This is a genomic window from Hymenobacter sp. BRD67 (assembly GCF_013256425.1).
Taxonomy (GTDB): Bacteria; Bacteroidota; Bacteroidia; order Cytophagales; family Hymenobacteraceae; genus Hymenobacter.
Map to the genome: position 1 here is coordinate 2,204,765 of NZ_CP053904.1, position 24,925 is coordinate 2,229,689.

A 24,925-nucleotide genomic window follows, 5' to 3' on the forward strand; every position below is an offset into this window, starting at 1 on the left:
GGCAGAGCGAATCGCCCTCCAAATCTGAGTAATCTGAAAAATGCGCTGAAACGGCGGTTCAGACAACCCGGCCGGGGCCCGACCTTTGTGCTCTGTCCGACTAAAAGCCATGCCCAGCAAAGCCACCAAGCTCGCCAACTCCATCCCGCCCGAAGCCCTCCGCAACGTCAAAATCCAGGACATGGTAGCCGAAGGCAAATGCCTGGTGCGCATCGAAAACCTGGTAATATTCGTGGGCCAGGTGGCCCCCGGCGACGTGGTAGACCTGCGTATTACCAAAGCCCACAAGCGGTTTATGGAAGCCGCGCCGGTTCATTTTCATCAATATTCCGAGCTGCGCGCTACGCCCTTTTGCCAGCATTTCGGCACCTGCGGCGGCTGCAAGTGGCAGCACCTCAGCTACGATGCCCAGCTGCAATACAAGCAGCAGCAGGTCGAAGACCAGCTCACCCGCATCGGCAAGGTGGCGCTGCCCGAGGTGCGCCGGATACTGCCCTCGCCCGAGCGTCTCTACTACCGCAACAAGCTCGAATACACCTTCAGCGGCAACGGCTGGCTCACCGAAACCCAGATTAAGGATGAGAACGCGCACTACGACCGCCGCGTGCTGGGCTTTCACACGCCCGGCCGCTTCGACAAGATTCTGGACGTGGAGCACTGCTGGCTCCAGGCCGAGCCGAGCAACGAAATCCGGCTGTTTGTGCGCGACTACGCCCGCCAGCACCGCCTGCCCTTCGGCGACATGGTGAAGCAGACCGGCCTGCTGCGCAACCTCATTATCCGCACCGCCGAGAGTACCGGCGAAACGATGGTGATTTTGCAGTGCTACCACGATGATGAGGCGCTGCTGCCCCTGCTCGACGCGATATACGCCAGGTTTCCGCAGATAACCTCGCTCAACTACGTGCTCAACAACAAGGGCAACGAGACCTTCCACGACCTCGACGTGGTGTGCTATAAAGGCAAGCCGTACATCGAGGAAGACATGGAAGGCCTGCGCTTCCGCATCGGCCCCAAGTCGTTTTACCAGACCAACTCGGCCGGCGCCTACAACCTCTACAAAGTGGCCCGCGACTTCGCCGAAATCAAGCCCACCGACATCGTGTACGACCTCTACACCGGCGCCGGCACCATTGCCAATTTCGTGGCCCGCCAGGCCCGGCGCGTGGTCGGCGTCGAGTACGTGGAGCAGGCCGTGCTCGACGCCCGCGTCAACTCTGCCATCAACGGCGTGACCAACACCGAGTTTTTCGCCGGCGACATGAAGGACATGCTCACCGAGGCCTTCACCAGCCACCACGGCCACCCCGACGTCATCATCACCGACCCGCCCCGCGCCGGCATGCACGAAGACGTGGTAAAGCGCCTCGTGGAGCTGCGCACGCCCCGCGTCGTGTACATCAGCTGCAACCCCGCCACCCAGGCGCGGGACCTGGAGCTGCTGGACGAGGTGTATAAAGTGACCCGCGTGCAGCCGGTGGATATGTTTCCGCACACCCACCACGTGGAGAATGTGGTGCTGCTGGAGTTGAAATAACAAACCTCAATCCTATGACTATGATAACGATAGGCATTATCAACTACACCTTCTGCCTGCTATCATTTATTCCCAAATCCGAGACAGTCGAAAAAGAGGCATTTCCTATTTCTCTGGAAGAAAAAAGCGCACTCGCTTATATCCGTAAACACACCCCGGCTGACTTGTGTATCTCCTCATTTAAGACGAATGGAAGATTTATTACTTTTCAAAAAGAGTTAATTTCTTTTGATAAGAAATACAGCATATCCTACCTTGATTCAGTAGAACGGGCATCTGCTGATGAAAAGTTTTTTACTGCATTTAATAAGTCTTATAGTCAATGTAATCATGAAGTAGTGTTTTCAAAAAATACACTAGATAATTTTTTGTTTTGTGAGGTGTATCCGAAAACCGGCAGAGTGTTCACTAACACTGAGGCCTATCTTTTTAGAATAAAAAATCATAAAGCATACTTTATCGCCATGGAAACTATAAATTATAACTAGCTGCATATTAGCATATGGACTACTTCAACGACCCCGAGCTAAACGGCAAATACCTGGGCACGATTACCAAGGATTTTGCCACTGCTTCCGACACCATAAAGGAAGCCTCCTACCAAATCCGCAAGCGCGAGATTTCGCAGTATCCGGTATTCATCTTTGCCCGGCAGGCGGTGCAGCTCGGCAGCCTGCTCATCAATGCCGACGAGCAGGACTTGCAGTGGCACGTCTTCGCCAGCTACCTCGAAATACTGGCCCAGCAAGGCATCGTGGACCCCGAGAAAATCGAAGATTTTATTGGCACCTGGAAAAACCCGGATGAGTTTTGCTGCCTCTTCGTGGTCGATGAGGAGTTCACGAATTTCGTGTACATTCCCTACCCGGAAGACTGACCGCAGATTAAACGGATTGCGCAGATACGCCCGCTAAAGCGGGCTGGCTACTTGATGCGTTCAGTTGGCAATCAGTACAGTCAGCCCGCTTTAGCGGGCGTATCTGCGCAATCCGTTTAATCCGTTAAATCTGCGGTTAAAAATGCTCCCAGCCCTGCGCTTGCAACGGCACGGCCTGGCCCGATTTAGTAATCAGATTCACCGCGTCGTTTTTCTCGGTAAGGTGACCAATGACGGTAATGTCGGGGTGGTTTTTAATCTTGGCGTGGTCGGCAACCGGGATGGTAAACAGCAGCTCATAATCTTCGCCCCCGTTGAGCGCGCACATAATGGGGTCGAGGTTGAATTCGGCGGCGGCTTCGAGCGTAGGGTTGGCCAGGGGTAAGTACTCGCTGAACACCCGCGCCCCGGTGCCGCTGGCTGCGCACAAGTGCAGCACCTCGGAGGCCAGGCCGTCCGAAATGTCGAGCATGGCGGTGGGGTGCACACCCAGCTCGCGCAGCTCGTGCACGATGTCGAGCCGCGCCTCGGGTTTTAATTGTCTATTTACTATATATTCGTAATTTTCCAGCTCGGGCTGCGTCTCGGGGTCGGCCAGGAAAGCTTGCTTCTCGCGCTCCAGCACTTGCAGGCCCAGGTAAGCGCCGCCGAGGTCGCCCGATACGCACAGAATATCGGTGGGCTTGCCCCCGAGCGACGCACGGCCTGCCCGGCCGCTACCTGCCCCAAGGCGGTGATACTGATAACCAGTCCGCCTCGGCTGCTGGTAGTGTCGCCGCCCACCAAATCGACCCCGTAAGCCTCGCAGGCCAGGCGCATGCCGGCGTACAGCTCCTCCACGGCCTCCACGGTGAAGCGGCTGGGCAGGCTCAGGCCCACTACGAGCTGGGTGGGCGTAGCCAGCATGGCGGCCACGTCGGAAACATTAACAGCTACTGCCTTGTAGCCTAGGTGCTTGAGAGGCGAAAATGAGAGGTCGAAATGCACACCTTCGACCAGTAAGTCGGTGGTTACGACTACCTCCTGCCCGGCCGGCGGGCCAGAATAGCTGCATCGTCGCCGATACCAAGAATGGTAGACGCCTGGGTATGAATAATAGCGCGCTGCAAGCGGCGGATGAGGCCAAACTCGCCGAGCTGGGAAAGGGGCGTTAAATCAGCCATGAGAAATAAAGTAGCGTATCGGGAAAAGGAGCTGTCGCCGGCAGTAGCGGCCGGCCTTTACAAAAATTCAGAAGCGCAAAAGTACGCCGGACAGCAGGCTGGCGTTAAATAGCTTAATTTTGAGAGCTTGCGGAATAGATTTACCGCTGAATTTTCTTTTCTTTTCATGAAAGCTGTTCTTTTCGCCAGCCTGCTGGTGCTGGCCGTGTTGCCGATGTGCAAGCCCGACGCCACCAAAAACACTACTACGGCCGCCAGTCCGGCCTCGCCCGCCGCCGTGCGGGCACAGTTCGACATTCTGCGCGACTCGGCCGACGTGAACTGGCACCGCATGATGGCCAGCGACGACAAAAAGCTGACCGACCTGCGCGAGCTGCTGCAAGACCTCAGCAAAGCCCCCGGCGCCAACCAGGCCGAGCTGGCCAGCCTGCGCCAGGCGGCCGCTAGCCTCAAGCCGCAGCGCTACGACCGCCAGACCATGGCTTCCTCGCCGCGCATCGACCGCTACGATGCCGTGCAGGACTCTATCCTGAAGCTGGTATATCCTATCGCAGCGCCGGAAGGCAATGCGCCTTCGGCCCGCGTGCGCGACTACGTGGAGGCTATTCAGCTGGCCGACAATAATGTAGTGAGCTACCGCGCCCATTATGATGCCGCTGCCAAGGCCTACAACAACTACCTGCTGGTACACCACGACGAGCTCAATAAGCTGGGCGGCAAATACGCCGACCTGAAGCCGCTACCGCTTTTCGAGCTGGGTCAATAACCTGACTCTCTTGGATGTTGATAAAAAAGCAGTATCTTTTCGGAGCTTTGCAACCCGGCCCGCAGCGGCCGGCTCTTCCGAATAGCTTTTCTTTTTTTCACCCCAACCCAAGTTTTATGCCCCGTTTTTTTACGCACCTGAAACTTCCGCTGCTGGCCCTGCTCACGAGCTTCGCCCTCACCTCTTGCTTCGACGACCACGATAAAAAGTGCGACCCCAAGCCTCACGGCTGCTGCACCGGCAAAACCACCCCCGCTCCGCCCACCAGCGGCGGGGCCAATTAAGCGCGGTTTACTACTAAAAAGAGGGTCTTGCCGGTAGGAAACACAGTTCCCTACCGGCAAGACCCTCTTTTTAACATAGTTAATTCACTATATTAACTACTCTTTCTCACCTGGGTTTAATTCCCACACGTCGGGGTGCTGGTAATTGACGATGATAACCGAGAACGGGTGCGGCTCGCCCTCGCGCTTTTCAATGCGCACCGCCCCGGCCTCGCGGAGCTGGGTGAGCAGCTGGCGACGCTCCCAGTCGGGCAGTTCGGGGAGCACGTCGGTGAGGCGGCGCAGGAAGGGGCTGACCCATATTTCGGGCGTAGCCTGCTGATTACCAAATTTCTGAACCTGCTCCAGTAGAAACTCCAGGCAGCGACGCTCGTCGGGCCGCGTGACGCGGCGAATGGGCATAAACGCGGGCGCGGGCTCTTGCAGCAGCTGCTCCATCATGTTGAGCGGGCGGGCGGCGGTGGTAAGGCGCACGGGCGGCGGCGACACAGCCTGCCCGGCCGAAGCCTCAACCGCCGTATTGGCCGCATCCCGGGCGGCCTGCCGGGCCGCCGCCGATTGCACGCCTACGGTGCCCTGCTCACGCAGGCGGCGGGTTTCTTCGGCCTGCTGCTGGCGGGCGGCCCGGTGGTCTTCCAGCGCTTGCAGGCGGCCGGCGGGCAGCAACTCGCGGGCATCCAGAAAATGTTCCTGGCCCAGCATCAGCAGCAGGTCGCCCGATACGCTTTCGCGGAAGCCTACCACTTTCACCTGCCGCGCTTGGCGGCGCAGGTGCTGCAGCACCGGAATGTAGTCGCGGTCGCCGGCCACCAGCACGAAGGTGCCAATGTCGGGCCGGGTATACAGCACTTCGAGGGCATCGATGCAGAGCTGCATATCGGCCGCGTTCTTATGGTCGGTGCCCAGCACGTTGCGCGTATCGACGCCCATAAGGTACAGCGGCCCCTGCGGGCCGCTGGGCAAACGGTCGAAATCGGCGTACGCGTAGAGCACCAGCGAGTCGAGCCCCAGCTCACGCTTGAGCGTGTCGCGCAGGGCCCGCACCAGGTCGAGGGCGTAATCGTGGGGGTCCTGCGGGTCGAGGTAGTGATTTTTGAGAAAGTAGTAAACGTTCTCAAAGTCAATAAAAACCGCCGCATACGGCGAAGCCGCGGCCGCAGCGGCTACGGCCGGAAAAATGGAGGAGGTAGGCATTATAGGTAGATAAGAAGGCAGTCGCACAGCTGAATAACCCAGTGAGCGACAAAGAAAGAGTGTGGGGCAAAGGTCGCGGTTAAGAAGGACTGCCAGCTATGGCCAACCTAAAAATCAGCATGTCCGGTTTACCTTTTGTCCTGATTACCAGGGTGGCCCCACCTACTTGCCATCCACCCTACTCGAATAGCCCGGCTACGTGCTGAACTTTGGGGCCCGCACCTAGTAAATATGATTTCCAAGATATTTCACCAAGCCGGTTGGCTGCTCGCCGCCGTGCTGCTCGCCGCGCCCGCCCACGCCCAGCGCGCGGATGACCGGCCGCCCACCCAGGACCCGTTTGGCCACCCTGCGGTGGCAATGCGCGAGGTACCGGGAGGGCGGTATCTGTCGCACAAGGTTTATCACGAGCTCAAAGAGGGCGAATCGGTACGCTTGATGCTGGAAGTTCGAGCTACTGACGGCAGCCTGCGTCGCATTCAAACATGGGCGCCGGGAGTGGTTAAAATCAGTTATTTCGCGCCAGGTCGGGCGCCCGTGGCTGACTCATCGGTGAGCGTGGTGCAGCCGCCGCAGCCGGTCAGGTACGAGTCGTATTGTCAGCATGGCTGCGATGGCCCGCCCCCAGTGGAGATGATAAAAAAATATGGTCCTGACATTTGCTCAGGAGTGGAAGTGTATCCCGACAAGCTGACGTTTACTATCAATTGCCAGTCGGTAAGTATTAATAAAAAAACGCTGGCTATTTCCCTGTATGGCGACGGTCCCAACACTGCATCGCTCTTCAGCGAAGCCGCACCACCTTTCCGCCGCCAGCCCCTCGCCTCTCCTACCAACCCAAGCCCGAACTCGCAGAGTCCAGGCTACGGCGCTGGGGAGGTAGCTGGCACGGGCGTACGCTTCCAACTGGCACCCGGAGAGCGGCTGTATGGCACCGGCGCCCGCGCGCTGCCGCTGGATAGGCGCGGCTACCGGCTGGAGCTCTATAACCAGGCGCACTACGGCTACCAGAACGGCGAGCAGAACCTGAACGTAACGCTACCCGTGGTACTAAGCAGCCGGGGCTACCTGCTGCTGTTCGACCACTACGCGGCCGGGTACCTCGACCTAGGGAAAAAGCGGGCCGACGCCCTGGAATACGGCGTGCAGGGCCTGAACAGCCTGAGCTACTTCGTGGTAACGGGCCAAAATCAAGCGGAAATACTGGACCGCTACACGGCCCTTACCGGGCGGCAGCCGCTGCCGCCGCGCTGGGCGCTGGGCCTCATTCAGAGCCGCTTTGGCTACCGCAGCCAGGCCGAGATGCTGGCCGTGGCCGACCGCATGCACCGCGAGGACTTTCCGCTCGATGCGCTGGTGCTGGATTTGTACTGGTTTGGCGGCACTACCCGGCAGGGTGATTTCCGCTGGGACGCGGCCAATTTCCCCGACCCGGCGGGCATGATGCGCGACCTGAAGGCACAGGGCGTAAACACCATTCTGATTTCCGAGCCTTACGTCATGCGCACCTCCCTGAACGACAGCCTCGTGCGCACGCGAGGCCTGGTGGGTACCACGGCGGCCGGGCGGCCGTTTACCGTCGGCTCGTTCTGGGCCGGGCCGGCGAGCATACTTGATGTATTCAGGCCCGCAGCCCGCACCTGGCTGTGGGCGCAGTATAAGCGGCTGCACGACCAGGGCGCGGCCGGCTGGTGGAGCGACCTCGGCGAGCCTGAAAACCACCCGCTGGCCATGCAGCACCGCTTGGGCACCACGCCGCAAGTACATAATGCCTACGGCATTACCTGGGCCGGCATTTTTCAGGATAATTATGCCAAGGAATACCCCAACGAGCGGCTTTTCAACCTGGCGCGCTCGGGTTGGGCGGGCATGCAGCGCAACTCGGTGTTTCCGTGGAGCGGCGACATCAGCCGCACCTGGAGCGGCTTGCAGGCGCAGGTGCCCATCATGCTGGGCATGGGCCAGGCGGGCGTCGGCTATATGCACTCCGATGCGGGTGGCTTCGGGCCAATGCCATCCAGGACCCCGAGTTGTACACGCGCTGGCTCCAGCTGGCGGCGCTCTGCCCCATCATGCGCCCGCACTCCGACCAGGTAGTGGCCCCCGAGCCTTACACTTATCCCGAACCCTACAAGAGCATTGTGCGCCACTACGCGCATTTGCGGATGGAGCTGTTGCCCTACCTCTACACACTGGCGGCCGAAAACACGCTGACTGGCGCGCCGCTGACGCGGGCGATGGACTATTATGATAATAAAAGTGATGTTATGCAATCCCTTTCTGTTGGTATTGCTGCTGGAGCCAATTCGGATAGTGGTGGTGACTGGGGAGGTGCTAGTGGCACTCGTAATAACTGGGAAAGTATTCCTGACCACCAAAGCCCAGCAACTAAGGCTGTGGCTGAGGCAACTAAAGCATTGATTGAGAATGACTGGGACACTCACCGAAAAGCTCTTGCTGCCCAGGATGCCGTGCCGCCCGGCGACCAGTACCTGCTTGGCCCCAACCTGCTGGTGGCACCCGTAAACCAGCCCGGCCAGCGGCGGCGCAATGTGCAGCTACCCGCCACGCCCGGCGGCTGGATAGATTTTGAAACCGGCCAGACGCTGCCGGACGGCCAAACGGTAGGCCTGCCCGCGCCGCTGAGCCGCCTTCCCTTACTGGTTCGCGCCGGGGCCTTTGTACCTATGACGGCTTACCGGCCCAGCACGGCGCAGTTTCGCCCCGATACGCTGGTGGTGCGCTACTTCCCCGACTGGCAGGTTCCGGCCCCCGTCTTTACCAGCTATGAGGATGATGGGCACTCGGCTCAGGCGCTGGCCCGGCGTGAGTTTGCCACTCTGCGGCTCACGGGCAGGCTAACGGCAAATCAGGCTATTATAACTGCCACGGTAGCGGGCACTTACCCCGGCGCGCCAGTCCGGCGACTGGTGCGGCTACGAGTGGCGCGCGTAGCGGCTGCTCCCTCGGCGGTGCTTCTGGGTGGCCAGCCGCTGACGGCATCTGCCTGGCAGCTTGATGGGAGCCGGCACGAAATCAGCCTGGAATTCCCCCTTGAAAAGCAGGCTGTCGTTACCCTGGTCGGCCTGCGGCTGCTCACCGCCCCCGCTGCCCAGACCGACCCGGAAACCCTAACCCTTACCGCACCCGACAATCGCACCTTTACCGGGTCGGTCGGCCTGCACTATGAGCGCTACGTGCCGGCTGATTCGCCCGCGCCCCTGCGCATTCGCAATGCACGGGGCCAACTGGTGCGCGAGCTGCCGACCGAAACGTCGGCCGGCACCCATGCCCTGAGCTGGGATGGCCGCGATGCTGCCGGCCGGCCGGCAGCATCCGGCCTCTACGAGGTGGAGCTGGCTGGCCAGCACCAGCGGCTGGTGCGGCTGCCGAACTACTATTAGCGCGCTGAGGGCATTCCGATGCGCCATTTGCAAGCAAAAAAGTCCCCTTCCGCCAGTGGCAAAAGGGGACTTTTTATATATAAAATATACTATGAGTTGGTAGCCGGCCTGGCGGCTAAAGCGGCCAGCGCGATATCCTGATTAAGGTATTTCGACGTGTAGCCGGCATTCGACTTGCTTAGAAACAAGCAGCTGCCGCCTTTTACCTGGTCAATAATCTGGGCGTACTGGTCGAGCGGCAGGGCGGGGCAGCCGAGGCTACGGCCCAGGCGGCCATTCTGCTTAATGAAGTCTTCGCTCACGTAATCAGCGCCGTGCATGACGATGGAGCGAGCCGCCGCGTTGGTATTAAAGCCTTCGTCGAGGCCCTGCAAGCGCAGCGAGTGGCCGTGCTTGCCTTCGTACTCCTGGCCCGTTACGTAAAAGCCCAGGCTGCTCATGTTGCTTTGGTCGGTGTTCGAAAACTGACTGGCACCGTTTTCGCCCGAGTTATGGCCGTGCGCTACGAGCGTATGAAACAGAATCTTATCGCTGGCCAGGTCGAGCACCCACAGGCGCTTTTCAGTCGAGGGCAAGTCGAAATCGACTACCGTCAGGTGCTGCTGATGCTCGTTGAGCTTGCCGGTTTGACGCAGGTTGAGGTAGCCGGTCATAGCTTTCTGAAACACCTCGAAGCGCAGGCCCTGCTGCTCGGCCCCCAGGCGGGCGTAGGTCTCCCGCAGGGTAGCATCGAAGCGGGCCAGCGGATTGGCCGCTACCGCTTTAGGAGCAGCAGCTACCTTAGCCGGCGCGTGCGCCGACGATTTCAGCAAGGGGCCGGCCAGCGGCGTAGCCAGAAACAACGAAGCCACAAAAGGCAGCACGCGGCGCACCAGGCGCTGCGAACGGCGGCGACCATCCCGCTGCCGCTGCACTACACTGGAATGATGCTTTTTCATAACTATTTATCGTGAAGCGTAGGTAGAAAGCGTCCGCCGAGACGAACAAGCTGATTCAAAGCTACTATACGAAACTCTCCTTGCCCTGGGTACTTAAAACGGCGGGGCAGTTAAAATAATTCCGCCCTCAGCGCCAGCCGCGCCGGGCAAAGCGCCGCCCGGCGGCCGGCCCGTCGAGCCAGCGCGAGGCCAGCCCCGGCCCGCTCACCAGCAGCATACTGCCCGCCCGCACGGTGCTGATAATGGCCTTGTACTGGCCAGGCGGCAGGGCCGGGCAGCCCCGGCTGTAGCCCAGATGGCCGTGCTGCCGCACGTAGTCGGGGCTGGCATAGTCGGCGGCGTGCAGCACAATGTAGCGGTCAAACACGTTGGTATTCTCGCCCTTATCTAGTCCTTCGAGCCGGCGCGAGTAGCCGTGAATACCATCGTAGGTGCCCGCCGTGCGATAAAAACCCAGCGAGGTACAGGCCGAGCTTTCGAGGTTGGAGAAGCGCCGGGCGCGCAGGTGGCCCGAGCCTTCACCGTGGGCTACCAGGCTGCGGTGCAGCACTTTAGCGGCTTGCAGGTCGATTACCCACAGCCGCTCGGTGGTGTTGGGCAGGTCCATATCGGCTACGGCCAGCACCCCGGCCCGCTCGATGCGGCCGGTGGGGTGCAGCGTGAGGTAGCCCACGCAGGCCTGCTCCAGCACGGCGGGCCGCAGGTCGGCCGCGGCCGGGACCAGCGCCTGGTGCAGCCGCGCGATGGCCTGGCGCAAGGTATCGGGCACGCCGGCCACGGGCGGCACGGGCGTGAGTTGAAGCGAATCGAGCAGGGGCGGCTTAGCCACAAAAGCCGCGGCGTGCGAGCCGGCCGCGCTGGTATGCGTCGGCAGCTGGGAAGCCGCGCCGGAATCGCAGGCGGCCAACCCGAGACCGCCCAGCACCAGTATTCCCCCAAACCAAAAACGCAGTGACAGTACCCGACAAGCCATTGCCAAATTTAGGGCAGCGAGGCCGGATGCTACCGGCAATGGTCCAGATGGATGATGCCTTTCGCCATCCAATAGCTACAGCTCCCCAAAACCGGCACAACGCCTGCTACCCTGGCAGGCGCGGGCGTCGTAAGCTGGCGGACAGAAACTAGAAAAAAATGCTGGCATTGGCCCGCAGATTAAAGGGGGTGCCCGGCGTAAACGTTCGTTCGGTAACCGGGGCAGCCTCGCCGCGCAGCTGGGTTTCGGTGGCGTACTGGGCCTCGTTCCAGTCCACGTTCAGCAGGTTTTGTATCGTGAGGCCCAGCTGGTAGCGCGGCTGCGTGTACGCCAGCACGGCATCGACCACAAAGTAGGGCAAGGCCCGCACCGAGTTGTCTTCGGTGGCCGGGCGGCCACCCAGGTAGCGGTAGCGCAGGCTGCCGCTCAGGCCGTTGGGCTGCTTGTAGGTAATGCCGGCAATGCTGGTAAAAACAGGTCCCAGCGGCACAAAATTCTCGCCCTCCGGGGCATCAAGCAGGCGGGCGTGGCTGTAGTTACCATCAAAATCGAGAAACAGCCGGCTGCTCAGCTGGTAGCGGGCCGACAGGTCGAAGCCGAAGCGCTGGGTCGGGCCCACGCTCGTGGTGGTGCCCTCATCGCCATTATACACCAGCTCATCCTGCAGGCGCAGGTACCAGAAGGCCGCATTCACCACCAATTCCGGCACTGGCTTGAAAGTGCTGCCCATTTCGGCCCCGGTAGCGCGGGGCAGCGCCTGCACGGGGTTGGTGCCGCGCACAACTGCCCGCGCATCGTTGGAGTGAAAGCCCAGGCCCGAGCGCGCAAATAGCTGCACAGCCGGAGTAAGCTGGTAGTAAAAGTTGAGCTTGGGCGACACGCGAGCCGCGTTTACACGGCCCCGCAACGGCCCAAATACCTTGGCAGAGTCGGCAATCTGCCCCCGAAAGTCGAACACAAACAGGTCGGCCCGCACGGCGGCGTTCACGCTCAGGCGGTCGGTCAGTTCGAGCGTCTCGTCGAGGTAGGCGTTCAGGTTTTGCTCGTGCAGGCGGCCTATGTCCACGGTATCCCGAATAGCCCGTTTGGTGGCATGGCGCAGGGCCAAGTTCGAGTCATCGAGGCGGGTGCCCACGCCAAACGTAGTGTGCAGGTTGCGCACCCCCAGGCGGTTGTCGCGCTCGTACGTACCTGTGTAGCCGTAGAGGTTGCGGCCGGTATCGGTCTGGCTTATCTCGTCGCCATTTACCGGGTCAACCTTAAAAAAGGTAAAATCGGAAAACAGGCTGAAATTGTAGCGCGTGTAGTACACCTGCTGGCGCAGCACCGCGTCGTGGGGCAAGGCCGTGGTCAGTGTAGCATAGGCGTTGGCCCGGTTGGTAGCGCCGCCCTCGCTGGGGTCGATGCTGCCGAAGCGCGTAATCTGGCCATCGGCCACCGCCCGGCTGGGTATCTCCCCGCTGGCATTCCAGCTGGACGTAAAGTATGAGCCAAACAGCGTGAGCGACGTTTTATCGGTAAGCTGGCCGGTGTACTTGCCCATGCCATTGAAGCGCTTAAAGCACTGATTGTTCACAAACGGCGAGGCACTGAAATAATACTCGCTGGCCACGTAGGCACTCTCCGATTTTTTGGTCAACAAGTGGTGGGTTCCCAGCAAATCGAGCATGACCAATGCCCGGTACGTGCTGTACTGCCCGGCTTCTACCTTCACCTGGTTGTGGTCGAGGCTGGTTTTGGTGAGAAACTCACCCGCGCCGGCCGTGGCCAGGTCGCCGAAGCGGGCAGTATAGGGCCCTTTATATACTTTGAGCTGCTCCACCGTTTCGGGAATTACGAAGTGAAAGTCGGCGTAGCCCTGGCCGTGGGCCTGGCTCACCATGTTCACCGGCAGGCCATCCACGCTCACGGCAAAGTCGGTGCCGTGGTCGGCATCGAAGCCGCGCAAAAAAATCTGCTCGGCCTTGCCGCCGCCCGCGTGCTGGGCAATAAAAAGCCCCGGCACCAGCCGCAGCAGGTCCTGGGCCGAGTTGATGGGCCGCAGCGTCTGGTCAATGTGAGTGATGGCGGCCAGGTTCTGGTTAAGGTCGCGCGGCTGGCTCACCGTTACTTCTGTCAGGCTAAGGGCGGCCGGGGCCAGCGCCACAGCCAAGCCCTTTACTTCGCCGGCGACTAGCGTGACTGACTGGGTGGCAAGGCGATACCCTAGGGCGCCAAGCCGCAGCTTATACGTGCCGGGTGCCAGCCCAGTCAGGCGAAACTGACCCAGCGCATCGGTAGCCGTGCCGCCCGGCTGACCCATCAACCCCACACTCACGCCCGGCAGCGGCTGGCCCGACAGCGAGTCGGCTACGGTGCCGCGCAGGGCGGCCGGACGCTGGGCCAGCGCCCCCAAAGAAAGAAAAAGAGCCGCTATCAGCAGCCCCAGCGGCTGCCAGCGCCGCCGCGAGATACGTAACCCCCGAAAGTAAATAAAGTGCATACCCCTGCGTCAGCGACGCCGGCGCGCCCGCAGCGGGGCGCATTTCCAGCATCAGTATAAAAACATGAAACGACCCGCCGCGTCCGCCTGGCGGCATACGGAGGAAACTCCGGCCACCGGGCGGTGGCTGGAGGCTGGGCAGTTTCAGCCGTATTGGGGCGGGGGGTAGTCGTGCCCGCCAAAGCCGGCAGGAAGCAGCAACCGGCTTAGTGCCAAGCGCCAGGGGGCCACCGGCCAGCGCAGCGAAATGGCCCCAACCACGGGGCTGGCGGCCACGCAGTGCACATCGAGCCCCTTTAGCTGGGCCAGGTAATGCAGGCCGGTGCCGGTGGGCAGCCGGCGCTGCACTGCGTGCTGGTCGCCGTTGCACTGCTCAAAGCAGTCGAGGCGCAGGTAGTTGGCCTGCTGGCATTCTTTACTGTGCACGTACGGATGAGCGGCCGTGAACAGTGGCTCCGGGGGCCGGCTCACGAGCAGGCCCGCGCCTACTACCAGCAGGTAGTTGAGCAGCAAGAGCCAGGTAAGAAGCGGGCGAAGCATGAAAAAAGTAAAACAGTCCGAAGTTAATCAACTGGCACTGCGGCAACTACCTACGTCAGTAAGCGGTCAACCGTCCAGTAGGCGGCAACCAGGCCGATGATGATTGAAACCGGCACTACTACCCGCGCCCGGTACCAGGGCCGGCCGTAGGCCCAGCGCCCCACCAGCAGCCAGCACAGCAAAATAATGCTGACCTGGCCCAGCTCGACGCCCACGTTAAAGGAGATAAGCGAGCCAAAATAGTCCTTGCGCGGTAGCCCGAGGCCCGTGAGGGCGCTGGCGAAGCCCATGCCGTGAATCAGCCCAAAGCCGAATACGATGGCCAGCCGCCACGGACTGAGCTTGGTAGTAATAATATTCTCAATGGCTACGAAGAGGATGGAAAGCGCAATAATGGGCTCTACCACGCTGCCCGGCGGCTTAATGATGCCATACATAGCCAGCCCCAGCGTAATGGAGTGCGCCACCGTGAAGGCAGTGGCCTGCATCAGCACGGGCCGGAGGCGCGGCTCCAGAATGTAGAGGCTGATAATGAACAGAATATGGTCGAACCCCAGCGGAATAATATGGGTAAAGCCGAGCTGGATGTAGGTCCAGAAAACGGCAGTCCGGGAAAGCTTGCTGAGGTCAGCGTCGATAACGTGCGCGGCGGCGGGCAGCGTGAGCAGCCAGGCCAAGGCGAGCACCGCCAAGCCAACCCGCACGCGCCGATTGCCGGCCAGCGACGCGGGTAAGCAGTACCAAGAAGCTGTATTACATAGTATTTTCACTATATTAACGCGACTAGCGAGCGGCCAACAGGGTTTCGCCTTCGGCTGTCACTTCAGGGTTGAGGTAGGGCGCGGTCTTAACTGCTTTCTCGATGAGCGCCCGGCCTTCGGCGGGCTGGCCGTTTTTACTGAGGATGAGGCCGGCGCGGCAAAGCAGCACCGGGTTTTGCGAGTTGGTACGGCGGGCTACCTGCATGTATTTCTGAGCCTCCTTAAACTCGCCACGCTTGTAGTGCACCCAGGCCAGGGTCTCGTTCACGTCGATATTGTCGGGGCGGCGGGCATACTCGATTTTGGCGTGCTCCAGCGCTTTGTCCAGCTCATTGGTTTTGAGGTAGGCGTAGGCCAGCTCCCGGTCGGTGTAGTGGCCGAGCTGCTCGTCGTTATTGGCTTGCTTAGCAGCATCAGCCAGCATTTCTACCGATTCGCGGGCCATCTTATCGGCCTCGTCGGGTTGGTGGTTGAGCCGGTACACATCCACCAGCTCATCGGTAAAGGCATAGTCCTTCACGGTGGCGCGGGCCAGGTTCAGGTCTTTGATAGCGGTAGCATAATCCTGGTGCGCCGCAGCTACCCTGGCCAGCCCGGCCAGCGCGTAAGCGTAGTTGGGACGCAGCACCAGCGCCATCTGGTAGTAGCCCTGGGCTTTATCGAGCTGGCCGCTTACTTCATACAAATGGCCCAGCGCTACGCGGCTCCACTCGGTTTGCTCGAGGCCAGCATAACCAGCTTTCACGGCCAGGTCCATGGCCTCGATAGCACCGGGGATGTCGCCATGAATCTCGCGCAGGTAGCTGACGCGGGCATAAGCCGTGAGGTCGGGGCGCACCTGGTTCATCTTATCGGCCATCTTGATGGCTTCGTCGTAATGGCCCAGCTCCACGTTGGCATCAGTCAGCAGGCCATACACATAGCCGCTCTGCGGGTTCAGCTCCTGAGCTTGCTGGGCCAGCGCCAAGCCCTGCGAGAAGTGGTGCTGGGTAAGGCTCAGCGAGGCCTGACAGCACAGCGCCTCAAAGTTCTCCGGGTTGGCCTTCAGTACTTCCTGCAACAGCTGCATGGCCGCCGCGTCGTAATACGGGTGGTTGCCGGTGATGCGGCCTTCCTGCATGTAGGCCTCGGCCAGCAGCAGGCGGCTTTTCTGGTCGTTGGGGTCGGTGCGCAGCTTGGCCAGCAAGCCCTGCATCGACGCTTTGGTATTGACCCACTCGCCGCCAAGCGCCAGGCGGCCGATGCGGTCTTTGGGTTCGGGCAGGGCGGGCGGGCCCTGCTTTTTAAAGAACAGAATAGCGGCTATGGCCAAGCCAAAAGCCAGCAACAGGCCAGTATATAGTTTTTTTTGCATGGAAAAGGCAACTAGCAAGGATATACTAAACAAACGCTTTGGTAGCGAGCAGCTACCTAAAAGAGCCGCCGCCAGCTCTGTAAGCTAACCGGCGGCTCTTTTCCACCTGTAGCGAGGCCTTACGGAGCAGGCCTCACCAGCGGCGGCTTACAGGCGGGCAATGTGCAGCGACTGCATCAGTGTTTTGCCGGCGTAGAGCGAGGCAATATACTGGCCCGGCACTACGGAAGCAGCGGGTTGCCATTTGATATCGCTTACCCCAGCCGGGTAGTTGTGGGCAGGGATAGTGGCAATATGACGGCCCGTTACGTCCCGAATTTCCACCGACAGGTTAGTAGCTACTGCCAGCTCCAAGTGCAGGTTGGTAACGCCGGTCGAGGGGTTGGGGTAGGCGCTAGCCATTGTCAGGGTTGGGGCGAAGCCCAGGTTCTGGCTTGGGGCCAGCTGAGCCAGCGCTACGCGCTGCGCGTTAGTACCGCTCCAGGGTGTCTGCACGTAAGGGAAAGCAACCCGGAAGGTTGTGTCGTTTTTCTCGACGTTGGTGCTAAAAGTCAGCACGTTGCCCAGCTGCGGCGTCACGGGACTGGCGGCAGTGCCACCCGCATAGTCGTCGTACCAGAGGCCTACGGCAGCCAGTACTACGCCGCTTACGGCCTGCAATTCGATGCGCGTTACATCATCTTCCAGGCGGCGGCCATTGGGGAAGCCGTCCATGTTCGGGATAGCCTGCGCGGCATTACCCGAAGCAGTAAAGCGGGCGTCTGTCAGACCAAGCTTGGCAGCGGCCAGTAGACCTTCGGAGCTAAAGTCCGGGTTAGGCTGACCATTCACGACGCGCGGAGTAGGCGGCACGGCCATGTTTATACGCAGCATGTCGCCAAAAGTCGGCAGGAAGTTGTTGATGAAGGGCTTACCAGCCGAGAGGGGGTTAACAGTAGTGCCCGAAAGCACTGTTTTGCCGGTAGCCAGCTGATAGGGAGGAAGATTAGGTACCCCAGTGTGGAAGATGGGGAGCAAATCGACGGAGCGCGGCGAGCCAGTAGCACCGTTATTGAGCAGATACTCGCCGAAGCCACCCGAGGCGCTTGGAGCCAGGGCCGTACCATTTGTAAGCGCATTGCCATAGAGCGGGCTCAGGCCGGCAGCGCCATTGCGGAAGTCGAAGCCACCGTTGAGCGGCGCCGGCAGCACGCCAGCCAACGACTTGGTTTGGATACGCAGCGGAGCAAAGCCGGGAACGGCTTCGCCGTAATAGGTTTGCGGATTTCCATTTGGAGTAGGCTTGGGAGCAGCCCCGTTCTTTGGCGTGTTATCAGCCATGTATAAGCCGAGCTCCGGATTTTTGAGGTTAGCCTCAAACATTCCCTGGGCTGAAGTTGCGGCGGCATTGCCCACGCCATATGGCGAGGCATTGTTCCAGCTGTCCTTCATCCCAACGGGCTGAATAACCTCGTTGGTAAGTGGCATACCCAGGCGCGACACCTGCACATAGGTACCCGTCTGCGAGCGCGTGCCGTCGGCGTTGATGGTCCGGATAGACAAGCGGCTGGCCGAAGCCCACACGCCAATGGTATAAGGAGATACCGGCGAAGCAGCAGCAGTGCCCATTTGAGCGCCTGACAGAATATCGGTTGTAGCTGACAGCGCAGGGGTACCTGCCTTCGCGAGCGTCGATACCGGAATCTGCATCACGATGGAATGAACGTTTTTGCGGGCCAAGCCATCGCGGGCACTACCAGCAGCACGTACACCACCTAAGTCAAAGATGGCTCCTAAGTCAGTAAAGAACGCATCATCGGTCGGCCCACAGAATATCTTAAAGTTTCCGCCGTTAGCAGCAGGTACACTCCGAATGGTGCTCTCAGCATAAGCCTGATAGCTGGACTTGCCTAAACCAGCGGGATTGGTAATGGAAGTCGGCCCGATATTAGGAGCAGGTACAACACCATCTGAATAAATTGTCGTAAACGCCCCACCCGCTATGCTCTGCTGTAGCGTATAGGTAGTCTTCAGGTTTTCCTTACCTAACCGTACCCGAAAAAAAGTACTAGGGTCTTCGTTGGCTCTCGTAAATGTGAAGCGAAAGGTAATGTCGTCGCCGGTAGTGGCCGGATTGTTCTTAACGTGAATATCATAGTTGATATTCTCGCCAAAGGTATTGAAGTTAGGGCCGCCCTGGGGCAGCTCAAACGGAATGTAGTTGGCTACAATCGTGACCGTGGCGTTAGCGTCGTTGGCCGGGGCATCCGGCGAGCGGAATACGTAGAGGTCGGTGTTGTCGGCGAGCGGGTCGTCGGCGATGAGCGGCGCCTCCCGGTGCGAGGAAGCCTCCAGGTGGTTGGTATGCCCGCTCCAGGTTAGCAGGCCTCCGACGGCAGCAGCAGCTAACGCTACTTGGACGACGGGACGGGTAAGGTTTTTCTTCATGGAAAGAAAAAATGGGAAAAGGGTAAAAAGAAAATGAACTATTTATGAAATAAATTTCTGCGGGCTTACACCCTGATTTTATTACCGTTATGCACAGTAGCGAAAGTAGCTACGCTTCCTTTTGAATTCCGGTTTTAGGCAATTTTGCGAATGCCCGAATTTTGTATATTGTTTTTCTTGGGTTTTTCTCCGTACCGGCCATTCGGAGCCCTTGAGGCTACTTTTGCCGGGCCATGTTGCCGGCATTTTTGTTTGTTATTTTTCAGCTGCCTCGCGGCAGCCTCGCTCTTACCCTACCTCCAAATGGCTAAAGTCGCCATCAACCTCGCCACGGGCGCTATTCAGCAGGAAGAGCTCATCGTGGGTATCGACCTGGGCACCACCAACAGCCTCGTGGCCTATGTGCACCCCGAAACCCGCCAGCCGGCGGCCATCAACGACCTGGGCCGGGGCGCCATTGTGCCATCGGTCGTGCACTTTCCGCCCGATGGTAGCAGCCCGCTCGTGGGCAACGAAGCCAAGGACTTCCTCCTCTCCGACCCCGCCAACACCATTTATTCGGTAAAGCGCCTGCTGGGCAAAAGCTACCGCGACCTGGGCCAGCACGCCGGCCAGCTCGGCTACAAGGTGATTGACGACGACAGCGAGGGCCTGGTCAAGATTCGGGTGGGTGAGCGCTTTTACTCGCCCATCGAGCTATCGGCCGACATCCTGCGCGAACTGCGCCACCGCGCCGAGCACGCCCTCAAAACGCCGGTGCGCCGCGCCGTTATTACGGTGCCGGCTTACTTCAACGACTCGCAGCGCCAAGCCACCCGCGACGCCGGCCGCCTGGCGGGCCTCGAAGTGCTGCGCATTGTCAACGAGCCCACGGCTGCCGCCCTGGCCTACGGCATCGGCCTCGACCCCAGCGATGAAAAGACCGTGGCCGTGTACGACCTCGGCGGGGGTACCTTCGATATCAGCATTTTGCGCCTGCACCAGGGCATTTTTGAGGTAATGAGCACCCACGGCGACACCTGGCTGGGCGGCGACGATATGGACCGCGCCATAGGGGAACATTGGCAGTCAATATTCAACTTACCTAATACTTTCGGGCAGGTGCCGGCCCTGCAGCAGCAGCTGCGCCTGGCGGCCGAAATGGCCAAGCGCTACCTCAGCCAGCACGACGACTTCACGACCCAGCTCCTCGACGGCGACGAGCACGTGTACGTGGTGACCCTGACCAAAGCGGAGTTCAACGCGCTCATTGCCCCGCTGGTGGAACGCACGCTGGCCGCCTGCCGCCAGGCCCTGGGCGACGCCAAGCTGACGCCCGCCAGCATCGACGCCGTGCTGCTCGTGGGTGGCTCCACCCGTGTGCCGCTGGTGCAGCAGGAGGTCGCAAAATTCTTCGGCCAGCCGGCCAATAATTCGCTCAACCCCGACGAAGTAGTGGCGCTGGGCGCGGCTATTCAGGCTGATATTCTGGCCGGTAATCGCCGCGACGTGCTGCTGCTCGACGTGACGCCCCTCACGCTGGGCATCGAAACCCTGGGCGGACTAATGGACGCCATTATTCCGCGCAATTCCAAGATACCGACCAAGGCCGGCCGGCAGTACACCACCAGCATCGATGGTCAGGTGAACCTCAAAATCGGAGTATATCAGGGTGAGCGCGACCTGGTTAGCGAAAACCGCAAGCTCGGCGAGTTTGTGCTGAGTGGCATCCCGGCCATGCCCGCCGGCCTGCCCAAAATCGACGTCAACTTTTTCCTGAATGCCGACGGTATTCTGCGGGTTGAAGCCGTGGAGCTACGCTCCGGCACCCGCCAGCAGGTCGATATCAAGCCCCAGTATGGACTTACCGACGAGCAGGTGGAGCAAATGCTGATGGACTCGCTCACCAATGCCAAGCAGGACGTAGCCGCCCGCCTGCTCATTGAGGCGCGCACCGCCGCCGAGCAGTTGCTTTACCAGGTTGAGCGCTTTTTGAAGAAGAATGCCGAGCACCTCGAAGCCGTCGAAATAACGACCACTACCGCTCACACCGACCTGCTGCGCCAGGCCCTGGCCGGCAACGACCGCGACCTGATTCTCAGGCGCATGGATGAGCTCGACGAGTTCACCCGCCCGTTTGCCGAGCGCGTGATGAACATCTCCATTAAGCAGGCTATGAGCGGCAAGCAGATTGGGTAAGCAGCGGCTTGCTGCTGTTGCGGACACCCTTACGGACGCGTCGTAGGGGTCCGCCCTTTATTGAGGCGATGCGTTGGCTGCGAGCCGGTTAAATCAGCGTTGTCGCCGATGGGCTGGTCGGCCCGCCGGGTACCCGCGTCCACATCGCGGGTGGGCACCCCGGCCGGGTACAGCACACCCTCCGTGCCGGTGGGGGTGGTGGCGCTCGCTGGCACGGCCCCCGGCGGCACGGTCTTTAGCAGTGAAGTGTTGAAGTGACTACTTCCTGCACGGCTGGTTGTCGTGCTCTTTACGGGCGTCTGGGCAACCGCCGACAAGCCGGCGGCCAAGCTCAAATAAGCAAAGAAGAATAGTATAAAAGACTTTTTCATGGCCTTGGCTTACTGTGAAAGTGTTCAGGAAGTAGAGAAACTACTCTACTTCCTGAACAGCTGAAGTAGAAAAACTACCCGGTGCGCTACGCACCAGTAAAAACCTGTACGTAGGCGACGGCGATTTTGATTATTTCCAGGCTGAATAGTCCGACGCGGGCGGCCGTCTGCACCGGCTTATCTTTGGCTAGATTCTGATTTCTGACTTAATGCGCGTACTGCATACTGCTGACTGGCATCTGGGCCAGCATTTTTTGACCGGCCACGAGCGGCTGACCGAACAAAAGGCTTTTCTGGATTGGCTGCTGGCGACCGTGCAGGCCGAAGAGGTGGAGGCGCTGGTATTGGCCGGCGATGTCTTTGACACCACTACGCCCTCGCACGCGGCTCAGGAGCTTTATTACGATTTTCTGGTGCGGATGCAGGGCACTGGCTGCCGCGATATTGTAGTGGTAGGTGGCAACCACGACTCTCCTACCCTGCTCAATGCCAGCCGCCGGCTGCTGCGAGCGCTGCGTATCCACGTTATCGGCGGCGTGCCGGCTGACCCCACCGAGCAGATTATCAGTCTGGCCGGCAGCAGCGGCAAAACCGGGCTGGTGGTGTGCGCCGTGCCCTTTCTGCGCGACCGTGACCTGCGCTTATCCATTGCCGGCGAAACGCCCGACGAGCGCCAGCTGCGCATTCACGACAGCATTGCCGGGCATTATAAGACCCTGAGCGAGCACGACCTGGTGCGCAATCTGCGCGAGCAGGATGTGCCGGTGCTGGCTACCGGCCACCTCTACGCGGCCGGCGGCGAGGCCCGCGAGGGAGCCGAGCGCGACGTGCACATCGGGGGGCTGGGCGTTATTGCCGCCGAGCATTTTCCGGCCGCGTTCGACTACGTGGCGCTGGGCCACCTGCACCGCCCGCAGGTGGTGGGCGGGCGGGCGCACATTCGCTACTCGGGCTCGCCGGTGCCGCTCTCCTTTACCGAGGCCGATGACAAGCAGCAGGTATTATTATTGGAATTTAACGGTGCTGGGCCACCCACGATTACCAGCTTGGCCGTGCCCGTTTCGCGCCGCCTGCAGCGCTTTCACGGCGAGCTGGCGGAGGTAGAGACGGCCATTCTGGGTTTTGATAACGAAGCCTTTAGCCTGGTGGCCTGGGCCGATGTGCTGGTGCGCTCTGATGAAGCGCCGGCCGAAGTGCAGCGGCGCATCCAGGCCGCCCTGCAGGAGCGGCGTAACTATGTGCTGGCCCCGCGGGGCGTGCGCCAGAACCGCCTCACCGAGACGCCCGACGCCCTTGCCGAAGCTGCCGCACCCATCGAGCACCTGCACGAGCTTACGGTGGAGGAAGTGTTTCGCCGCCGCGTGGCCGGCCTGCCGCCCGAGCGCGCCGCCGCCCTCACCGCCACCTTTCAGGAGCTGCGCCAGCTGCTGGCCGAAGCCGACCCGCAGGCCTGGGGCGGCGAGGCGCCTGCCTAGGCGACCATCATTACCTGGAGCTAAGTACCTCGCACAAGAAGGTTTTTAAATAGCTTCTGCTATATCTTGCGCGGGCTTTCTTCACATAATTCAGTTCCTGCTTTCAATTTTACATATGAAAAAACTAATACTCTACCCCGTCTTTGTGCTGGGTCTATGTACGGAGCATGCGGCCCAGGCTCAGGCAGGGGCCCTGGTAAATCTTATTGGCTTGGGAGTGCGAGTGGGCGCGCAGGCTGCCCTAAAGCCAAAGCTGACTCCTGAACAGCGGGCAGCCCAGCAAGCCGCTGAGAAAGAAGCAGCTTCCAAGCAGGGAGTTGCTGAGCTCGACGCGGCCGGCCCGGCCGTTCCCAAAGAGCTGGTATTGCATCGAACGCCCGCCGACAAGCTGCCCAAAAAATCCGCTGAGCAGATAACGTCCCTCGAAACGCAGCTCGACGCCTGCCACGCCGCCATGCTGGCTACTCCCACCGGCGTAGTCTGCTCGCCCGAGCAGCGCACGGCCATTCAAAATGCGGCCGTGAGCGTGGCCCGCGCGCAGCCCGGCTGGGATTTACACCCTTATCAGCAGGAAATGGCTTTTTACCTAGCTGAAGACGCTCGCCGCCAGCAGGCTGCCAGCCCAGCTACGCCAGCCAAATAATCAGCAGCTACTGGACGAATGCTATTCAGCAACTGATTAACCGGGCAGGCTGCCAACTTTTAGTCGGCTGTCTGCTCCTGGCTGGCAAGAGGATGACCGGAACGCAGCCTTGGGGCAGTAATAAGAAGCAGCTGATTACTTCACTATTGCCGTGGCTAAGTCACCTCAACACCCACCGATTTTCTCATAATATATGAAGCGAAATTTATTTATGCTCACTCTTCTGGCCGGCGTTTTCCTGAGCTATACCACTCAGGCACAAGCCTCTATCCTATTCGGAGCTTTGGGAATAGTAAAGCAGTCTAAAAATATTCCACCCATCATCGTTACGAACGCCACGTATCATGACCATAGCTTTCTGATGCAGCGCTCACCGAAGGAACAGATGAGCATACTGTGGGCGGCGAACAGATAGCCTATCTGGAAAAGCAGCTCGACAGATGCCACACTGCGCTATTAACAGACGAAACGGGACCTGTATGCTCTGCCAGCCAAGCAGCTCAGCTACAGGCTACTCAAGCAACTATCAACCAACTACAGCCCAAGGGGAATAGGCAGGCTTATGCCACTGAAATAACTTTTTATATAGCCGAGGATGCGCGCCGCCAGCAGGCGGCTCCGCTCGCGCCATCCGCTAAATAGCTTTTACAAAAAATCTGCTACCTGCACCCCAGTCCGCCATTGGTGCGGGCTGGGGTGTATTTTTATGCTGAAGCTGTTTAGGAAGTAGGCGAGCGACCAATTCTGCGCAGCAGTAGCACGGTAAAGGCCAGCCAGTGAAACGCCAGCCAGGTATGCAGGCAGGTTTCAAAGCGCACGAGTAGCGTTTTGAAGCCGTCGAGCCAGGCGTTGAGTTGCTCAATAACCTGTCGGCGGCGGTAGAGTTCGGGGTCAAACAGGGTATCATCGTCGATTTGCCAGTCGGCCGAACGCCGGTTGCGCGGGATGTTGACCTCAATATCGCGGTGGGCACAGGCCTGGCGTAAGCTGTTGACATCAAAGGCTTTGTCGGCGTTCAGAAACAAGCCTTGCAGGCACAGGTCCGCCTGCTCCAACGTTTGGCAAAGCTCGCCAAAGACGGCTTCCAGCTCAAACGTATCGTGGTGCTGCCCGGCCTGGGGCGTGGCCAGGGCCAGCGGCTGGCCCTGGTTGTCGGCCAGGAACAGGGCGTTGGTGGTGCGCGCCGCTTTGCGGCCCTGGTAGCCCACGGCCACCCCGCCGTTCTTGGCCGGTGTGTGGCTGCCGTCGAGTTGCACGCTGGAGAGGTCGAGCAAGCGGCGGTGTAGGCGCAAGAGCGTCAGCCACAGCTTTTTCCAGGCCCTTGTTTGCTCCAGGTGTGGAAATGATAGTACACCCCCTGCCAACTCAGGGGCTCGCCGCTGAATAGGGCGGCCACCGGTAGCCAGCGCCACTGACAGCCGGTTTTGAGTTTGTAGAGAATGGCGCCCACCACCTCGGCCGGAGCCACGCGCCGCCGCCGGCCCTGGCTGGGAAAGGGTAAATAGGGCAGTAGCCAGGTCACGATGATATCTTTGGAGAGGACTTCCACGGGCAGGCG

General features: G+C 60.2%; 18 protein-coding genes and 3 pseudogenes. 10 read left to right on the top strand and 11 right to left on the bottom strand.

Annotated elements, in window-relative coordinates; genetic code table 11:
- The first annotated feature begins 109 nt into the window (after window positions 1–109).
- From rlmD to GKZ67_RS10335, 3 genes are read left to right on the top strand one after another with little or no spacing between them, the layout of a single operon-like run.
- Complete coding sequence (gene rlmD / locus GKZ67_RS10325) at window positions 110–1,537, top strand: 23S rRNA (uracil(1939)-C(5))-methyltransferase RlmD (RefSeq protein WP_173242208.1); 1,428 nt, start codon at window positions 110–112, stop codon at window positions 1,535–1,537.
- A 14-nt stretch (window positions 1,538–1,551) separates the two neighbouring features.
- Window positions 1,552–2,025, top strand: coding sequence for a hypothetical protein (locus tag GKZ67_RS10330; protein WP_173242209.1), 474 nt, complete (start codon window positions 1,552–1,554; stop codon window positions 2,023–2,025).
- A gap of 14 nt (window positions 2,026–2,039) precedes the next feature.
- Window positions 2,040–2,414 carry a hypothetical protein gene (locus tag GKZ67_RS10335; protein WP_173242210.1) on the top strand — a complete coding sequence of 125 codons (375 nt, stop codon included), beginning with the start codon at window positions 2,040–2,042 and terminating at the stop codon, window positions 2,412–2,414.
- 136 nt (window positions 2,415–2,550) lie between these two features.
- On the opposite strand, the pseudogene thiL reads toward GKZ67_RS10335, so the two are convergent.
- Window positions 2,551–3,577, bottom strand: a pseudogene (thiL, locus tag GKZ67_RS10340) (thiamine-phosphate kinase).
- Window positions 3,578–3,743: 166 nt separating this feature from the next.
- Between thiL and GKZ67_RS10345 the strand changes: the two are divergent.
- Window positions 3,744–4,343, top strand: a complete 600-nt coding sequence (locus GKZ67_RS10345) for a hypothetical protein (RefSeq protein ID WP_173242211.1) — start codon at window positions 3,744–3,746, stop codon at window positions 4,341–4,343.
- 116 nt (window positions 4,344–4,459) lie between these two features.
- Window positions 4,460–4,627 (top strand): hypothetical protein, encoded by a 168-nt coding sequence (locus GKZ67_RS10350; protein WP_173242212.1) that lies wholly within the window; start codon window positions 4,460–4,462, stop codon window positions 4,625–4,627.
- 96 nt (window positions 4,628–4,723) lie between these two features.
- Here the strand turns inward: GKZ67_RS10350 and GKZ67_RS10355 are convergent, their stop codons facing one another.
- Complete coding sequence (locus GKZ67_RS10355) at window positions 4,724–5,821, bottom strand: NYN domain-containing protein (RefSeq protein ID WP_173242213.1); 1,098 nt, start codon at window positions 5,819–5,821, stop codon at window positions 4,724–4,726.
- A 633-nt stretch (window positions 5,822–6,454) separates the two neighbouring features.
- Between GKZ67_RS10355 and GKZ67_RS10360 the strand changes: the two are divergent.
- Window positions 6,455–8,439: pseudogene (locus tag GKZ67_RS10360) on the top strand (TIM-barrel domain-containing protein); the annotation flags it as partial.
- A 69-nt stretch (window positions 8,440–8,508) separates the two neighbouring features.
- Entirely contained in the window at window positions 8,509–9,225 is a 717-nt protein-coding gene (locus tag GKZ67_RS25130; protein WP_410505068.1) for a FlgD immunoglobulin-like domain containing protein, read from the top strand.
- 89 nt (window positions 9,226–9,314) lie between these two features.
- Here the strand turns inward: GKZ67_RS25130 and GKZ67_RS10370 are convergent, their stop codons facing one another.
- The 7 genes from GKZ67_RS10370 to GKZ67_RS10400 form a co-directional block, all read right to left on the bottom strand.
- Window positions 9,315–10,163, bottom strand: coding sequence for a murein L,D-transpeptidase catalytic domain family protein (locus tag GKZ67_RS10370; protein ID WP_173242216.1), 849 nt, complete (start codon window positions 10,161–10,163; stop codon window positions 9,315–9,317).
- Between the two features lie 127 nt (window positions 10,164–10,290).
- Window positions 10,291–11,088, bottom strand: a complete 798-nt coding sequence (locus tag GKZ67_RS10375) for a murein L,D-transpeptidase catalytic domain family protein (protein WP_173242217.1) — start codon at window positions 11,086–11,088, stop codon at window positions 10,291–10,293.
- A 196-nt stretch (window positions 11,089–11,284) separates the two neighbouring features.
- A complete protein-coding gene (locus GKZ67_RS10380) occupies window positions 11,285–13,618 on the bottom strand; it encodes a TonB-dependent receptor (protein WP_173242218.1) in 2,334 nt (777 codons plus the stop codon).
- 144 nt (window positions 13,619–13,762) lie between these two features.
- Window positions 13,763–14,158, bottom strand: a complete 396-nt coding sequence (locus GKZ67_RS10385) for a hypothetical protein (protein ID WP_173242219.1) — start codon at window positions 14,156–14,158, stop codon at window positions 13,763–13,765.
- A 50-nt stretch (window positions 14,159–14,208) separates the two neighbouring features.
- Window positions 14,209–14,862, bottom strand: a complete 654-nt coding sequence (locus tag GKZ67_RS10390; RefSeq protein WP_254244746.1) for a HupE/UreJ family protein — start codon at window positions 14,860–14,862, stop codon at window positions 14,209–14,211.
- Between the two features lie 79 nt (window positions 14,863–14,941).
- Window positions 14,942–16,273, bottom strand: coding sequence for a tetratricopeptide repeat protein (locus tag GKZ67_RS10395; protein WP_173242220.1), 1,332 nt, complete (start codon window positions 16,271–16,273; stop codon window positions 14,942–14,944).
- Between the two features lie 147 nt (window positions 16,274–16,420).
- Window positions 16,421–18,700, bottom strand: coding sequence for a DUF4331 family protein (locus tag GKZ67_RS10400; protein ID WP_173242221.1), 2,280 nt, complete (start codon window positions 18,698–18,700; stop codon window positions 16,421–16,423).
- Window positions 18,701–19,003: 303 nt separating this feature from the next.
- On the opposite strand from GKZ67_RS10400, the gene hscA reads away from it, so the two are divergent.
- Window positions 19,004–20,878 (top strand): Fe-S protein assembly chaperone HscA, encoded by a 1,875-nt coding sequence (hscA, locus tag GKZ67_RS10405; RefSeq protein ID WP_173242222.1) that lies wholly within the window; start codon window positions 19,004–19,006, stop codon window positions 20,876–20,878.
- 29 nt (window positions 20,879–20,907) lie between these two features.
- Here the strand turns inward: hscA and GKZ67_RS10410 are convergent, their stop codons facing one another.
- A complete protein-coding gene (locus tag GKZ67_RS10410; RefSeq protein ID WP_173242223.1) occupies window positions 20,908–21,213 on the bottom strand; it encodes a hypothetical protein in 306 nt (101 codons plus the stop codon).
- Window positions 21,214–21,458: 245 nt separating this feature from the next.
- On the opposite strand from GKZ67_RS10410, the gene GKZ67_RS10415 reads away from it, so the two are divergent.
- Complete coding sequence (locus GKZ67_RS10415; RefSeq protein ID WP_173242224.1) at window positions 21,459–22,724, top strand: exonuclease SbcCD subunit D C-terminal domain-containing protein; 1,266 nt, start codon at window positions 21,459–21,461, stop codon at window positions 22,722–22,724.
- A gap of 115 nt (window positions 22,725–22,839) precedes the next feature.
- Window positions 22,840–23,367, top strand: a complete 528-nt coding sequence (locus tag GKZ67_RS10420) for a hypothetical protein (RefSeq protein ID WP_173242225.1) — start codon at window positions 22,840–22,842, stop codon at window positions 23,365–23,367.
- Between the two features lie 719 nt (window positions 23,368–24,086).
- Here the strand turns inward: GKZ67_RS10420 and GKZ67_RS10425 are convergent.
- Window positions 24,087–24,922 (bottom strand): annotated as a pseudogene (locus GKZ67_RS10425) (IS5 family transposase).
- Window positions 24,923–24,925 lie beyond the last annotated feature (3 nt).

Excerpts from the sequence above, each read along its gene's own strand:
- rlmD (WP_173242208.1), top strand. The coding sequence starts at position 110 with ATGCCCAGCAAAGCCACCAAGCTCGCCAACTCCATCCCGCCCGAAGCC.
- GKZ67_RS10330 (WP_173242209.1), top strand. The coding sequence starts at position 1,552 with ATGACTATGATAACGATAGGCATTATCAACTACACCTTCTGCCTGCTA.
- GKZ67_RS10335 (WP_173242210.1), top strand. The coding sequence starts at position 2,040 with ATGGACTACTTCAACGACCCCGAGCTAAACGGCAAATACCTGGGCACG.
- GKZ67_RS10345 (WP_173242211.1), top strand. The coding sequence starts at position 3,744 with ATGAAAGCTGTTCTTTTCGCCAGCCTGCTGGTGCTGGCCGTGTTGCCG.
- GKZ67_RS10350 (WP_173242212.1), top strand. The coding sequence starts at position 4,460 with ATGCCCCGTTTTTTTACGCACCTGAAACTTCCGCTGCTGGCCCTGCTC.
- GKZ67_RS10355 (WP_173242213.1), bottom strand. The coding sequence starts at position 5,821 with ATGCCTACCTCCTCCATTTTTCCGGCCGTAGCCGCTGCGGCCGCGGCT.
- GKZ67_RS25130 (WP_410505068.1), top strand. The coding sequence starts at position 8,509 with ATGACGGCTTACCGGCCCAGCACGGCGCAGTTTCGCCCCGATACGCTG.
- GKZ67_RS10370 (WP_173242216.1), bottom strand. The coding sequence starts at position 10,163 with ATGAAAAAGCATCATTCCAGTGTAGTGCAGCGGCAGCGGGATGGTCGC.
- GKZ67_RS10380 (WP_173242218.1), bottom strand. The coding sequence starts at position 13,618 with ATGCACTTTATTTACTTTCGGGGGTTACGTATCTCGCGGCGGCGCTGG.
- GKZ67_RS10385 (WP_173242219.1), bottom strand. The coding sequence starts at position 14,158 with ATGCTTCGCCCGCTTCTTACCTGGCTCTTGCTGCTCAACTACCTGCTG.
- GKZ67_RS10395 (WP_173242220.1), bottom strand. The coding sequence starts at position 16,273 with ATGCAAAAAAAACTATATACTGGCCTGTTGCTGGCTTTTGGCTTGGCC.
- GKZ67_RS10400 (WP_173242221.1), bottom strand. The coding sequence starts at position 18,700 with ATGAAGAAAAACCTTACCCGTCCCGTCGTCCAAGTAGCGTTAGCTGCT.
- hscA (WP_173242222.1), top strand. The coding sequence starts at position 19,004 with ATGGCTAAAGTCGCCATCAACCTCGCCACGGGCGCTATTCAGCAGGAA.
- GKZ67_RS10415 (WP_173242224.1), top strand. The coding sequence starts at position 21,459 with ATGCGCGTACTGCATACTGCTGACTGGCATCTGGGCCAGCATTTTTTG.
- GKZ67_RS10420 (WP_173242225.1), top strand. The coding sequence starts at position 22,840 with ATGAAAAAACTAATACTCTACCCCGTCTTTGTGCTGGGTCTATGTACG.